Source organism: Actinokineospora globicatena (assembly GCF_024171945.1).
Lineage (GTDB): Bacteria > Actinomycetota > Actinomycetes > Mycobacteriales > Pseudonocardiaceae > Actinokineospora > Actinokineospora globicatena.
Map to the genome: position 1 here is coordinate 2,535,183 of NZ_JAMTCR010000002.1, position 13,721 is coordinate 2,548,903.

Genomic DNA, 13,721 nt, shown 5'->3' on the forward strand with positions numbered 1-13,721 from the left:
GGTGGCCTGTGGACGGCTGGGGCGCTTGTGGACAACTGCGCTCAGTGTCCACCCGGGACCTCGCCGTGTTGGCCGTGGGAGGTGGGCGCGGACCTGGGTACGGTAAGGCGCCGCACCGGGTGACCTCGGGCACGGGTGGATCTGGGAGACCAGGCCCACACGGCGTGTCACGCATGGGAGCATCTGCGACGACACCCTGGGGGCAAGCACGATCGGGGTTGCGTTGAGGGGAGAGCAGTGAACGTCCTGTCGGTCGATCTCGGCACGTCGAACACCGTCGCCGTGCTGTCCGCGCACGGCCGCCCGCCTCGGGTGGTCGACGTCGACGGCGCGTCGATGATGCCGTCGGCGGTCTTCGCGGGTGAGGACGGCGGGTTGGTCGTCGGCCGCGACGCCGAACGGCGCGCCCGGCTCGACCCGTCCCGGTTCGAGCCCAACCCGAAGCGCCGCGTGGACGAGGGCACGCTGCTGCTCGGCGACACGGTCGTCCCGGTCACCGACGCGCTGGCCGGGGTCCTGCGCCGGGTGGCCGACGAGACCTCCCGCCAGCTCGGCGGCAAGAAGCCCGACGAGGTCCGGTTGACCCACCCCGCGCAGTGGGGGCCGGTGCGCCGCAACGTGCTGCTCTCCGCCGCGCGGCAGGCGGGCATGGGGTCGAACCTGGTCCTGGTCCCCGAACCGGTCGCCGCCGCCGCGCACTTCGCCTCGTTCCCCGGGCAGACACTGGGTTCCGGACAGGCACTTGCCGTCTACGACCTCGGTGCGGGAACTTTCGACGTCGCGATCGTTGGTGCGACGCAGAACGGTTTCGTGGTCCTGGCCGAGGCAGGCCTACCGGACCTGGGTGGCCTGGACGTCGACCAAGCGCTCTTGGAGCACGTGGGCCGTCAGGTCTCCCACCGCGACCCGGCCGGGTGGCAGCGACTGCTGCGGCCTGAGTCCACCGGCGACAGGCGGGCCCAACGCGCGCTGCGCGAGGACGTCAAGGCGTCCAAGGAAGCCCTGTCGCGGCACCCGCAGACCGAGGTCCCGCTGCCGGAGCCGTTCGACGACGTCCTGGTGACCCGGGTCGAGCTGGAGGCGCTGATCCGGCCTGGCATGCTCCGCAGCGTCGAACTGCTGGCCGCCACCATCCGCTCCACCGGGATGACCCCCGACCGGCTGGTCGGCATCTACCTGGTCGGCGGGTCGAGCCGGATCCCGCTGGTGGCGACGCTGATCGCCGAGCAGCTGCGGGTCGTACCGACCAGCCTGGACCAGCCGGAGACCGCCGTTGCCCTGGGCGCGCACCACGTGCCCCAGGAGGGCATCACCATGCGCACCGGCGACATGGCGGGCACCATCGACGCCGTCCGCCGCTCCCGCGCGACGACCGTGCCCCCGCGCACCAGTGGCTTCAACGCCCAGGCCCCGCAGGCGCCCCAGCAGCAGGCCCCGCAGACCGGCCCCACGCCCGCGCAGCAGTACCCGAGCTCCAGCCCCCAGCGCGTGCAGGGACCGCCGTCGCGACCCATCCCGGTCCAGTCGCCGCAGTCGCCGCCGTCGGTGCCCACGCCCGTGCAGAGCCCGCCGTCGATCCCGACCCCGGTGCAGCACCACGCGCCGATGCAGCACCAGCCGTTACCGGCGCAGCGGCAGAACTCCAACAAGGTCTGGTACATGGCCACCGCGATCATCGCCGTGGTGGTCATCGGCATCGTGAGCGTCATCATCGCCACCTCCGGCGGCTCCAGCCTCGCCGCTGACTGCGACGACAAGACCACCGACGCGCAGGGGTTCACGCCCTGCATGCGGGAGGTCGCGGGGCACGTCGCCAACCGCGACTGCTCGGACGGGATGAACATCAACGGCGCCCTGCAGACCCCCGGCGCGGTCGCGGTGACCTGCAAGCCCGACAGCGGCACCTACATCGTCTACTGCCAGTTCGACTCCGAGGGCCTGGTCGACGACAACATCGAGGAAGCGTTCAGCACCATCGGCTCCCAGGGCGAGAGCGGGAGCTGGGACGGCGGGGGCATGAGCGGCAAGTACCAGGTCGCCGACATCGGGTCCGGCGCGGGCCTGCTGATGTTCACCGTCACCGACACCCCGATCATGGGCACCGTCATGGTGCTGCCCGGGTCCGACTACACGGGCGACCTGCTCGAGTTCTTCAACGAGCACGTCAAGCCCGGTAGCGGCACCTGATCCGATGCGCGTCCTGTCCGTCGACCTCGGCACCTCCAACACCGTGGCGGTGCTGTCCGCCCACGGCCGTCCGCCTCGGGTGGTGGAGGTCGATGGCGCTATCACCATGCCGTCGGCCGTCTACGCCAGTGAGGACGGTGGGCTTGTCGTCGGCAGGGACGCGGAGCGGCGCGCGCGGCTCGACCCCGCGCGCTTCGAGCCCAATCCCAAGCGGCGCGTGGATGACGGGACGTTGCTCCTAGGCGATGTCGTCGTACCGGTCGCCGAGGCGCTCGCGGCGGTCTTGCGGCATGTCATCGAAGAGGTGTCCAGGCAGCTCGGTGGCGCTATGCCTGACGAGGTGCGGCTGACCCACCCCGCTCAGTGGGGACCAGCCAGGCGCAACGTGCTCTTGTCCGCCGCGAGGCTGGCGGGCATGGGGCCGAACATCGTGCTGGTGCCCGAGCCGGTCGCGGCAGCCGCGCACTTCACCTCGCTAGGGCACCCGTTGCCGCAAGGTCAGGCATTGGCCGTCTACGACCTCGGCGCGGGAACCTTCGACGTCGCTGTGGTTGCCGCGACGCAGCAGGGTTTCGCTGTATTGGCCGAGAACGGCCTACCGGACCTCGGCGGCGTTGACGTAGACCAAGCGCTCTTGGACCACCTGGGACGGCAGGGCTCTCACCGCGATCCGGCCGGGTGGCAGCGACTGCTGCGGCCAGAGTCCACGGCGGACCGACGGGCACGTCGTGCGCTGCAAGAGGACGTCAAGGCAGCCAAGGAAACCCTGTCGCGGCACCCGCAGACCGAGGTGCCGATGCCCGCGCCGTTCAACGACGTGCTGCTCACCCGCACCGAGCTGGAAGCCCTGATCCGCCCCAGCCTGCTGCGCAGCGTCGAGGTCCTCGCCGCCACCACCCGCTCCACCGGCACCACGCCCGACCGGCTGGCGGGGATCTACCTGGTCGGCGGGTCGAGCCGGATCCCGCTGGTCGCGACCCTGATCGCCGAGCAGCTGCGGGTCGTGCCGACCAGCCTCGACCAACCCGAGACCGCCGTCGCGCTCGGCGCGCACCTGGTGAGCCGCGAGGGCATCAGCATGCGCACCACCACGGTCGAACCTGGTCGACAGCCCGCTTACACCGGGCCGCTCACGGGACCGCTGCAGGTCAACTTCCCGACGCCGGTGCGCCCGGTAGCGCCACCGAAGCGCTCGAAGCTCCCGCTGCTGATCTCCGCGGCCGTGGTCGTCGTCCTCGCCGCTGTAGCCGGGATCTTCTTGTTAGTGCCCAGCAACGACCTACCGAGCGCGGCTTCGTGCCAGACCAAGGGCACCAAGGATTCCGCGGGCTTCACCGAGTGCCTACGACAACTAGCCGGTCAGGTCCCCGATAGCGCCCAGTGCCAAGCGGGCAAGTCACCCGCGGACGTCACGTGCGCGCTGCCGGAGTCCTACACGGTCAACTACGCGCACCTCGGTTCGCGGGACGAAGTCCAGAAGCTGTTCGAGGACGAACTCATCGCCATGACCGACGGCGACCACGTCCTCGCGCCGTGGCGGGGCAACGGGCTCTCCGGCGACTACCGCGCCGGGGTCAAGAGCGGCACCGGCGTTCTTGTCTTCACCGTCAGTGATCGTCCCCTGGTCGGGTGGATCTCCCGCACCGGGGCGCGTGGCTCCGAGGTGACCCCGGACTCGCTCGCCGACTACTTCGCCGCGAAGGTCCAACCGGGCGGCTAGGCGCTGTCCTGCGAGTCCGGCACGCGCTATCCGCGCCCGCGCGGCCCCTGGCCGCACGGCCGGAAAACCCGAGTACAACCCGGTACGGGCGGCTTCCCGTCCGCGCACCCAGGAACCACGCGGATCACGAATCCCACCCACCGGACTCACAGGACAGCGCCTAGCGCCGCCGGTTGCGCAGCGCGATGATGCCGAACACGATCGCGGCGACCAGCCCGCCCAGGATCGCGATGTCGATCAGGGTGCTCTCCAGCGCCGACGGCGGTTCGATGGCCACGACCCCGATTGTGCCTTGCGCCTAGACTCGGCGTCGATGCGCATCACCGCCTTCCGAGCCCTGCTCGCCGACGAGTTCGGCGCCGGCCGCGCCGAGACCATCGCCCACGACCACGTCTTCGGCGTCCTCGGCGGTCGCACCGTCGACCAGGCGCTGGACGCGGGCATCCCCACCAAGGAGATCTGGCAGGCCGTCTGCGAGGCCTTCGAGGTCCCACCCGAGCGGCGCTGACCCCGGGCGTGGCGGCGTGTCGCCGCCACAGGTCGAACAGGTGTTCGCTACTGTGGCGTCCGCGACCGGGTCCATCCACAACGGCTCCGGTTGTCCACAGACCGGCGGTGCCCGCCGACAATCGTCGGTCCCTGCCCGTAGCGTGCTCGGCGTGAGCACGAAACAGACCCGAGGTGGATCGAAGATGCCAGCAGCACCCGACCGGGACAAGGCGCTCGAACTCGCCCTTGCCCAGATCGACAAGAACTTCGGCAAGGGCTCGGTGATGCGCCTCGGTGAAGAGGGCCGCGCCCCGATCGCCATCATCCCGACCGGCGCCATCGCCCTGGACGTGGCCCTGGGCATCGGCGGCCTGCCACGCGGCCGGGTCGTCGAGATCTACGGCCCGGAGTCCTCCGGTAAGACGACCGTCGCGCTGCACGCGGTGGCCAACGCCCAGCGCGCGGGCGGGATCGCGGCGTTCATCGACGCCGAGCACGCGCTCGACCCCGAGTACGCCAAGGCGCTCGGCGTCGACACCGACGCGCTGCTTGTCTCCCAGCCCGACACCGGGGAGCAGGCGCTGGAGATCGCGGACATGCTGATCCGCTCCGGCGCGCTCGACATCATCGTCATCGACTCGGTCGCCGCGCTCGTGCCGCGTGCCGAGATCGAGGGCGAGATGGGCGACAACCACGTCGGCCTGCAGGCCAGGCTGATGAGCCAGGCGCTGCGCAAGATGACCGGCGCGATGAACAACTCCGGGACCACCGCGATCTTCATCAACCAGCTGCGCGAGAAGATCGGCGTGATGTTCGGGTCCCCGGAGACCACGACCGGTGGCAAGGCGCTCAAGTTCTACGCCTCGGTCCGGCTCGACGTCCGGCGCATCGAGACCCTCAAGGACGGCGGCGAGCCGGTCGGCAACCGCACCCGGGTCAAGGTCGTCAAGAACAAGGTCGCGCCGCCGTTCAAGCAGGCCGAGTTCGACATCCTCTACGGCAAGGGCATCAGCCGCGAGGGCTCGCTCATCGACATGGGCGTCGACCAGGGCATCCTGCGCAAGTCCGGCGCCTGGTACACCTACGAGGGCGACCAGCTGGGCCAGGGCAAGGAGAACGCCCGCAAGTTCCTGCTGGACAACCCGGACGTGGCCGACGAGGTCGAGAAGCGGATCAAGGAGAAGCTCGGCATCGGCGCCAAGCTCGACGCCGACGAGACCGCCCCGGCCCCCGTCGAGTTCTGATGCCCGAGGACGCCCCCCGGTCCGAACGGGCCGGGTGGTGGCACGAACCCGACCCCGGGGCGGAGCACGATGCCGCCCCGGGGGCTTGGTGGGACCCCACCGAGCCGGAGCCGCCCGCTCCGGCGGAATCGGAGCGGGACCCGGTGGAACCGGAGCCGGGGCAGTGGTGGGCCGCTGAGGCGGCCCTCGCGCCGCCGCCGGAGCCGGCCGGGGACTGGTGGGGTCCTGACGACGCCACCCCGCGCCGCCGTGCACGCCGTGGCCGGGCTGCCGACCCCTCGGCGGACCCGGGCTCGGTCGAGGCCGATCGGGGCCGTGGTGTCGCGGGATCTGCTGAGGCCGCGCAACGGAATCGCCCGCGCGCGGCCGCGCCGTGGCCGGACTCCGCAGCCGGCGGCGCCTCGCGGCGCGTGGGCGACACCGAGGATCCGTGGTCTGCCGGGAGTGACCCCGCCGTATTGTCGGCCGCGCGTGCCGACGACCTGGATTCCGCTGAGGTCAAGGGCGCGGGCAGGCGCCGTGGCGCCGAGCCACGTGAGCGCGGCGCCGCGCCACGTGAGCGCGGTGCCGAGCCGCGTGAGCGCAGTGCTGTGCCCTCGCTTGAGGGAGATGGAGCCTCGCCGCGTCGGGGCAGGTCTGGCACTGGAGCTGGCGCGACCTCCAAGCGTGCCGGGAGTTCAGCGAGGGTGGGTACTTCGCGGCGTGGCGCCGAGGGCAGTGGCGAGTCCACTGTGGAGTCCGCGCGGGCGAGCGGGAAGGTGTGGGAATCCGCTGTGCCGTCGGCGGATTCCACGGCGGTCGACCTGGCGCGGGAGCAGTTGGCCGCGCTGCGGGAGCGGGCCGCGGCCCGGCCGTCGCCAGAGGTGGGGCCCGGTCCGGACGGTGGTGCTCCGGACCACGGTGCCGACGAGCGGCAGCCGCGCCGTCGGGCCAAGGCCGAGCCGGTCGAGCTCAGCCGGGACGAGTGGGCGGCCAAGGCGCGGGACATCTGCTACCGGCAGCTCGCGGCGCGGGACCGGACCCGGCTGGAACTGGCGCAGGTGTTGCGGCGCAAGGAGATCCCCGACGACATCGCCGAGGTGGTGCTCGGGAAGTTCGACGCGGCCGGGCTGATCAACGACGCCGCGTTCGCCGAGAGCTGGGTGCGGTCGCGGCACACCCACCGGGGCCTGGGCCGCCGGGCGCTGGCCACGGAGCTGCGCCGCAAGGGGGTCGACGACGAGGTCGTCGCCGAGGCGGTCGCGGCCGTGGACGCCGACGCCGAGCAGGAACGGGCCGCCGACCTGGTCGCCAAGAAGCTCGGGGCCATGCGCGCCCTGGACGAGCAGACCAAGATCCGCCGCCTCGTGGCCATGCTGGCCCGCCGCGGCTACGGCGAGGGCATGGCCTACCGGGTCGTGCGCGCCGCGCTCGACGGCGTCGACCCGGCCGACTAGCGGCGACCGGACCATCACCCGCGGTGATGATCCCCCCGGTTCTGGCGGCGAATTCTCGGGCGTCGAACGGCCCCTCCGCACCGCCCGCGATGACCTTGAGGGCCGACCACAGTGGCCAGTGTCACAACGAACACTTCGCGGCCGCTTCCCTTGTCCGACAACGGTTCCACCTGCCATAACACCGTACGGCCGACCGGCTCGTGTGCGCGAGATCACAGGTGTTGACCACCGTTGGCGAGGGGTCGATCACCCACCGACCCGCCGTCTGTGGTACTTGTCACATCTGCCGTTGCAAGGCACAGTCGGCGACGAGCGGCACCACGGGTCCCCCCGACGGCACGGGCCCGGCCGCGACCAGACCGAGGTACGGAGGTGCGAGATGTCGAGTACGGAGATCAGTGAGCTGCAGCGGACCATCGGCCAGCTGCGGCAGTGCGTCGGAGCCCTGCGGGCCCGGTACGGCGACGTGCCCGCCGTGCGCAGGCTCGCCAACGACCTCGAGCGCATCGACATCGACGTCGCCGACTTCACCACCACGCCCTCGGCGCCGGTGCCGAGGCGGGCGGAGGCGGCCGAGGTCGTCGTCGTCCCCGACACCCCGTACGACCCCGCGCTCTGGCACGGCGCCGACGACGAGGGAGTCGGCGGCTACCAGCGCTAACCCACCACACAGCTCAACAACGAGGACACGATGACGTCAGGTGTTGGCGCCCCCACCCGGGCGAGTATCTCCGCGCGCACCCTGCGGACCGACCGGTGGTGGCTCCCGCCCCTGCTCACCAACCTGGGCCTGTTCGCCTTCGTCGCCTACGCGACCGTCCGCTCGTTCATGGGCAAGTGGTACTGGGTCGAGGACTACGGCTACCTGACGCCGTTCTACTCGCCCTGCCTCAGCGAGTCGTGCCTGCCGGGATCCAGCCACTTCGGCACCCCGCTGCCGGAGCTGCCCGGCTGGATCCCGCTCGGGTTCGTCGCGCTGCCGTTCCTGCTCGGCTTCCGGCTGACCTGCTACTACTACCGCAAGGCCTACTACCGGTCGGTGTGGCAGTCGCCGCCCGCCTGCGCGGTGGCCGAGCCGCACGCGTCCTACTCGGGGGAGACGCGCCTGCCGCTGATCGTGCAGAACGCCCACCGCTACTTCTTCTACGTGGCGCTGCTCGTCTCGGTGGTCAACACATACGACGCCGTCGTGGCCCTCACCCACGGCCTCGGCGTGGGGAACCTGATCCTGCTCACCAACGTGGTCCTGCTCTGGGCCTACACGCTCTCGTGCCACTCGTGCAGGCACATCGCGGGCGGCAGGCTCAAGCACTTCTCCAAGCACCCCGTGCGCTACCGCGCGTGGACCCTCGTCTCCAAGCTCAACGTCCACCACATGCGGCTGGCTTGGACGACGCTGGGCACCCTGGTGCTGACGGACCTCTACGTGATGCTCGTCGCCAGCGGTGCCATCTCCGACCTGCGGATTTTCTAAGAGCACTTTCTCGAGAGGAACACATGACCGAGGTCGAGCGCCACTCCTACGACGTGGTGGTCATCGGGGCTGGTGGCGCGGGGCTGCGCGCGGTGATCGAGGCCAGGCAGCGGGGGCTGCGCGTGGCCGTGGTGTGCAAGTCGCTGTTCGGCAAGGCGCACACGGTGATGGCCGAGGGCGGCTGCGCCGCGTCGATGGGCAACGCGAACTCCAACGACAACTGGCAGGTGCACTTCCGCGACACCATGCGCGGCGGCAAGTTCCTGAACAACTGGCGGATGGCCGAGCTGCACGCCAGGGAGGCACCGGACCGGGTCTGGGAGCTGGAGACCTACGGCGCGCTGTTCGACCGCACCGAGGACGGCCGCATCAGCCAGCGCAACTTCGGCGGTCACACCTACCCGCGGCTCGCGCACGTCGGTGACCGCACGGGGCTAGAGCTGATCCGCACGATGCAGCAGAAGATCGTGTCGTTGCAGCAAGAGGACTTCAAGGAGACCGGCGACTACGAGGCCAGGATCAAGGTCTTCGCCGAGTGCACCATCACCGAGCTGCTCAAGGACGGCGATAAGATCGCCGGTGCGTTCGGGTACTGGCGTGAGTCCGGGCGGTTCATCTTGTTCGAGACCCCGGCGGTAGTGCTAGCGACCGGCGGTATCGGCAAGTCGTTCAAGGTGACCTCCAACTCCTGGGAGTACACCGGTGACGGGCACGCGCTGGCCCTGCGCGCGGGCGCCACGCTCATCAACATGGAGTTCGTCCAGTTCCACCCGACCGGCATGGTCTGGCCGCCCAGCGTGAAGGGCATCCTGGTCACCGAGGGCGTGCGCGGCGACGGCGGGGTGCTGAAGAACTCCGACGGCAAGCGGTTCATGTTCAACTACATCCCGGACGTGTTCAAGGGCCAGTACGCCGACGGCGAGCAAGAGGCCGACCGCTGGTACACCGACCAGGAGACCAACCGCCGCACCCCGGACCTGCTGCCCCGCGACGAGGTGGCCCGCGCGATCAACTCCGAGGTCAAGGCCGGTCGCGGATCACCGCACGGCGGCGTCTTCCTCGACATCGCCAGCCGCCTGCCCGCCGAGGAGATCAAGCGCAGGCTGCCGTCGATGTACCACCAGTTCAAGGAACTGGCCGACGTCGACATCACCGCCGAGCCGATGGAGGTCGGGCCGACCTGCCACTACGTCATGGGTGGCGTCGAGGTCGACCCGGACACCGCCGCGGCCAGCGTGCCCGGCCTGTTCGCCGCGGGCGAGTGCTCCGGCGGCATGCACGGCTCCAACCGGCTCGGCGGCAACTCGCTGTCGGACCTGCTGGTGTTCGGCAGGCGCGCGGGCCTGGGCGCGGCGACCTACGTCGAGTCGCTGACCGAGCGGCCCGCCGTCGTCCAGTCCGATGTGGACGAAGCGGCCCGGTTCGCGCTCGCCCCGTTCGACCCGCCAGCCGACGGCGTGGAGGAGAACCCGTACACGCTGCAGAACGAGCTGCAGCAGTCGATGAACGACCTGGTCGGCATCATCCGCAAGGCCGAGGAGGTCGAGGCGGCGCTGACCAAGCTCGCCGAGATCAAGGCCAGGATCCCGAAGGTCACCGTCGAGGGCCACCGGCAGTACAACCCCGGCTGGCACCTGGCCATCGACCTGCGCAACATGCTGCTTGTCAGCGAGTGCGTGGCCAAGGCCGCGCTCACCCGCACCGAGAGCAGGGGCGGCCACACCCGCGACGACTACCCGATGATGGACGCCCAGTGGCGCAACACGCTGCTGGTCTGCTCGGCGGAGAGCGACGACCCGCTCGTCCCGAGTGTGGCGATCACCCGCAAGGAGCAGTCGCCGATGCGGGACGACCTGCTGGAGCTCTTCGAGCTCACCGAGCTGGAGAAGTACTACACCGGCGGTGAGCTGGGCTCCCACCCGGGACGAAAGGACTGAGGTGCCCTACAAGGCGAAGTTCAAGGTGTGGCGCGGCGACGCCGAGTCCGGCGAGTTGCGGGACTTCCTGGTGGAGGTGAACGAGGGCGAGGTCGTCCTCGACATCATCCACCGGCTGCAGGCCACCCAGGCCCCCGACCTGGCGGTGCGGTGGAACTGCAAGGCGGGCAAGTGCGGCTCCTGCTCCGCGGAGATCAACGGCAGGCCGCGGCTGCTGTGCATGACCCGGATGTCGACCTTCACCGAGGAGGAGACGGTGACGGTCACCCCGATGCGCACCTTCCCGGTGATCCGCGACCTGGTGACCGACGTGTCCTTCAACTACCAGAAGGCGCGCGAGATCCCCTCGTTCACGCCCCCGGCCGACCTCGCCCCCGGCGACTACCGCATGCAGCAGGTCGACGTGCAGCGGTCGCAGGAGTTCCGCAAGTGCATCGAGTGCTTCCTGTGCCAGAACACCTGCCACGTGGTGCGCGACCACGAGGAGAACAAGGAAGCCTTCTCCGGCCCCCGCTTCCTGATGCGCGCCGCGGAACTCGAGTTCCACCCCCTCGACACCGCCGACCGCGTCCCGTCCGCGCAGGAGGACCACGGGCTCGGTCTGTGCAACATCACCAAGTGCTGCACCGAGGTCTGCCCGGAGCACATCGCGATCACCGACAACGCCCTCATCCCGATGAAGGAACGCGTCGCTGACCGCAAGTACGACCCGGTGGTGTGGCTCGGCTCCAAGATCTTCCGGCGCTCCAAGACCTGATTCTCTGGTTGCCTCCGGTGCCCGCGGTCCTCCTGGACCGCGGGCACCGGCGTTTTGGTGGCTTGTTGGGGCTGGCGTGGCGTCTTCTCGGCGCCCGGTGGGGGTTTTGGTGTGTACCAGTGGGGTTGAGGGCGGTGAAGTTCATTCGGACGGGTGACAGAAGTTGTCCACATGTGGATCTCTGGGAGATCGACAACGCCCGGACTGTCGGTGGGGCCCGGTAGACTGGCACCGGGGTCGCCCCCCGGAGAGGGTGGGGGCCGCCCGGGTACGGGCGGGGGCGCTGCGGGGCAAGGGAAGTTGCCGAAGTGTGACGTGCTGAAGTGTGATGCGGCGCGCTCTGGAGCGGCGCGCGCGGAGCCTGCGTGACGGAGCCGGGCGGTGGGTTGGCTCGGGGCCAGCGTGGCGGGGCCAGCGTGGCGGGGCCAGCGTGGGACAAGGCTGGCTCGGATGCCCAGGTGTGGCGGCGGCGCAGCGGAAGCAGTGGCTTGGTGGGCCTGGTTACTCGGGCTTGGGTGGGGCCTGGTCCGCTTGCGGGGTGCGGCGGTCGGGGTGCCAGGTCAGCCACTTGCGGTCGATGTGGTGGGGCAGGTCGACGTCGTGGTGGCGGGCCAGGAGGAGGACGTGGCAGAGGACGTCGGCCAGTTCGGCGGCGAAGTTGTCGGCCAGGGTCTCGGGGGTGTTGCCCTTGGGGCGGGCCTGGCCGGTGTGCATCAGGTAGGCCTGGGTGAGTTCGCCGACTTCCTCGTGGAGTTCGAGGAGGAACCAGGTGGCGTCCCGGGTGAAGCCGTGGGCTTGGGCGTAGCCGTAAGAGATCGCTTCGACGTCGTCGCTCAGGCGGGCTAGGTCCATGGGGTGTGGATGTTAGGCCTGCCTCCACGCGGTAGCGGTGATAGGGCTACCGCGTGGAGGTAAGGCGTCAGCCGCCGCCGGTGCCCGCGCCTGCGGGGTCGGTGGCGGAGAGGGTGGCGGTGGCGGACTTCTTGCCCTGGCTGAGGCGGCGCTCGACCCAGATGGCGAAGCGGCTCAGGGTGTAGTTGATCAGGGTGAAGATGACCGCGATCAGCAGGTAGACCTGGATCGGGTTGGACAGGACCTGCACGATCTGGCCCGCGACGCGCACGAGTTCCTCGTAGCTGATGACGAAGCCGAGCGAGGTGTCCTTGAGGACCACCACGAGCTGGCTGATCACCGCGGGCAGCATCACCCGGAACGCCTGCGGCAGCAGCACCAGCGACAGCACCTGGCCGCGCCGCAAGCCCAGGGACTCGGCGGCTTCCCGCTGGCCCTTGGGCAGCGAGTCGATGCCCGCGCGGACGATCTCGGCGATGATCACCGAGTTGTAGGCGGTCAGGCCGATCACCAGGAACCACAGCGGTTCCAGGTCGAGGCCGAACTGCGGCAGCACCCGGGAGGCGAAGAAGATCGCGATGACCACCGGGACCCCGCGCAGCAGCTCCACCAGGCCGACGACCGCCCAGCGGTACCAGCGGGCCGCGGTCACCCTGGTGACCGCCAGCAGGGTGCCGATCACCAGCGAGAACACCATCGCCAGCGCGGCGGCGACCAGCGTGTTGCCCAGCGCCTCGCCGATGCGCTGCCACACCAGCGGGAACTGCTCGTCGGACGGGTCGAACAGCGGCGCCCACTTCTCGACGTCGAACTGGTGCTGCGCGTCGAGCCGCAGGCCGACCAGGACCAGCACGCCGAGCAGCAGCAGGCCCGCGATGACCGAGCCGATCAGCACCCGCCGCTTGCTGCGCGGCCCCGGTGCGTCGAACAGGACGGATGTCGTGCTCATCGGGCGATCGCCACCTTCCGCTCCAGCAGCCCCAGCAGCAGGCCGCCGGGGATCGTGATCACCAGGTAGCCCAGCACGACGCCGATCAGCACCGGCAGCACGGCCTCGCCGCGCGAGCTGGTCAGGGTGTCGCCGACGGCGAACAGGTCGCCGCCGACGCCGAACGCGCCGACGATCGCGGAGTTCTTGATCATCGCGATGATGACGCTGCCCAGCGGCGGCACGACCGTGCGCAGCGCCTGCGGCAGCACCACCGAGGTCAGCGACTGGCTGAAGGTCAACCCGACCGCGCGCGCCGCCTCGGCCTGACCGGCGGGCACCGAGTTGATGCCGCTGCGGACCGCCTCGCAGACGAACGCGGAGGTGTAGAGGATCAGGCCGGTCACGCCGAACCAGAAGTACGCGCCGTTGACGCCGATCTCCGGCAGGCCGAACGCGCAGAAGAACAGCACGACGGTCAGCGGGCAGTTGCGGAACACGGTGACCCACGCGGTGCCCACCCAGCGCAGTGGTGGCACCGGCGACACCCGGAACCCGGCGATGACCGTGCCGAGGACCAGCGAGCCGAGCGCGGCGAACGCGCAGATCCGCAGCGTCTGCAGGAAACCGCTGACGTAGAGCGGGAAGTTGTCGATGATGACGTTCACGGGTGGCTCCGAGCCCGGTAAGGGCCTGG

General features: G+C 70.4%; 12 protein-coding genes. 9 read left to right on the forward strand and 3 right to left on the reverse strand.

The features are described from left to right. Window positions 1–237: 237 nt before the first annotated feature. The 9 genes from LV79_RS11470 (at window position 238) to LV79_RS11510 (ending at window position 11,244) form a co-directional block, all read left to right on the forward strand. Window positions 238–2,187 (forward strand): Hsp70 family protein, encoded by a 1,950-nt coding sequence (locus LV79_RS11470; protein WP_253834881.1) that lies wholly within the window; start codon window positions 238–240, stop codon window positions 2,185–2,187. A 4-nt stretch (window positions 2,188–2,191) separates the two neighbouring features. Continuing rightward, on the forward strand, window positions 2,192–3,907 hold the full coding sequence (locus tag LV79_RS11475; RefSeq protein ID WP_253834882.1) for an Hsp70 family protein: 1,716 nt from the start codon (window positions 2,192–2,194) through the stop codon (window positions 3,905–3,907). Between the two features lie 313 nt (window positions 3,908–4,220). Beyond that, the gene (locus LV79_RS11480; RefSeq protein ID WP_253834883.1) at window positions 4,221–4,415 is read left to right on the forward strand and encodes a DUF3046 domain-containing protein; all 195 of its coding nucleotides are present in this window, start codon (window positions 4,221–4,223) and stop codon (window positions 4,413–4,415) included. Window positions 4,416–4,599: 184 nt separating this feature from the next. Beyond that, a complete protein-coding gene (recA, locus tag LV79_RS11485; RefSeq protein ID WP_253834884.1) occupies window positions 4,600–5,640 on the forward strand; it encodes a recombinase RecA in 1,041 nt (346 codons plus the stop codon). A gap of 686 nt (window positions 5,641–6,326) precedes the next feature. Beyond that, entirely contained in the window at window positions 6,327–7,076 is a 750-nt protein-coding gene (locus LV79_RS34400) for a regulatory protein RecX (protein ID WP_308208933.1), read from the forward strand. A 379-nt stretch (window positions 7,077–7,455) separates the two neighbouring features. Then, complete coding sequence (locus tag LV79_RS11495; RefSeq protein ID WP_253834886.1) at window positions 7,456–7,737, forward strand: Rv0250c family protein; 282 nt, start codon at window positions 7,456–7,458, stop codon at window positions 7,735–7,737. 30 nt (window positions 7,738–7,767) lie between these two features. Beyond that, window positions 7,768–8,550 (forward strand): succinate dehydrogenase subunit SdhC, encoded by a 783-nt coding sequence (gene sdhC / locus LV79_RS11500; protein WP_253834888.1) that lies wholly within the window; start codon window positions 7,768–7,770, stop codon window positions 8,548–8,550. Window positions 8,551–8,573: 23 nt separating this feature from the next. After that, the gene (locus tag LV79_RS11505; RefSeq protein WP_253834890.1) at window positions 8,574–10,487 is read left to right on the forward strand and encodes a fumarate reductase/succinate dehydrogenase flavoprotein subunit; all 1,914 of its coding nucleotides are present in this window, start codon (window positions 8,574–8,576) and stop codon (window positions 10,485–10,487) included. 1 nt (window position 10,488) lies between these two features. Continuing rightward, the gene (locus LV79_RS11510; protein ID WP_253834892.1) at window positions 10,489–11,244 is read left to right on the forward strand and encodes a succinate dehydrogenase/fumarate reductase iron-sulfur subunit; all 756 of its coding nucleotides are present in this window, start codon (window positions 10,489–10,491) and stop codon (window positions 11,242–11,244) included. Between the two features lie 501 nt (window positions 11,245–11,745). Here LV79_RS11510 and LV79_RS11515 read toward each other — a convergent pair. The 3 genes from LV79_RS11515 to LV79_RS11525 all read right to left on the reverse strand — a co-directional run bounded on the left by LV79_RS11515 (window position 11,746) and on the right by LV79_RS11525 (window position 13,692). Beyond that, window positions 11,746–12,096: a nucleoside triphosphate pyrophosphohydrolase family protein gene (locus tag LV79_RS11515; protein ID WP_253834894.1), complete on the reverse strand. Its 351-nt coding sequence runs from the start codon at window positions 12,094–12,096 to the stop codon at window positions 11,746–11,748. A 67-nt stretch (window positions 12,097–12,163) separates the two neighbouring features. Further along, window positions 12,164–13,045 (reverse strand): amino acid ABC transporter permease, encoded by an 882-nt coding sequence (locus LV79_RS11520; protein WP_253834895.1) that lies wholly within the window; start codon window positions 13,043–13,045, stop codon window positions 12,164–12,166. Beyond that, window positions 13,042–13,692: an amino acid ABC transporter permease gene (locus tag LV79_RS11525; protein ID WP_253834897.1), complete on the reverse strand. Its 651-nt coding sequence runs from the start codon at window positions 13,690–13,692 to the stop codon at window positions 13,042–13,044. The genes LV79_RS11520 and LV79_RS11525 overlap by 4 nt, the downstream gene beginning before the upstream one ends. Window positions 13,693–13,721: the final 29 nt, after the last annotated feature.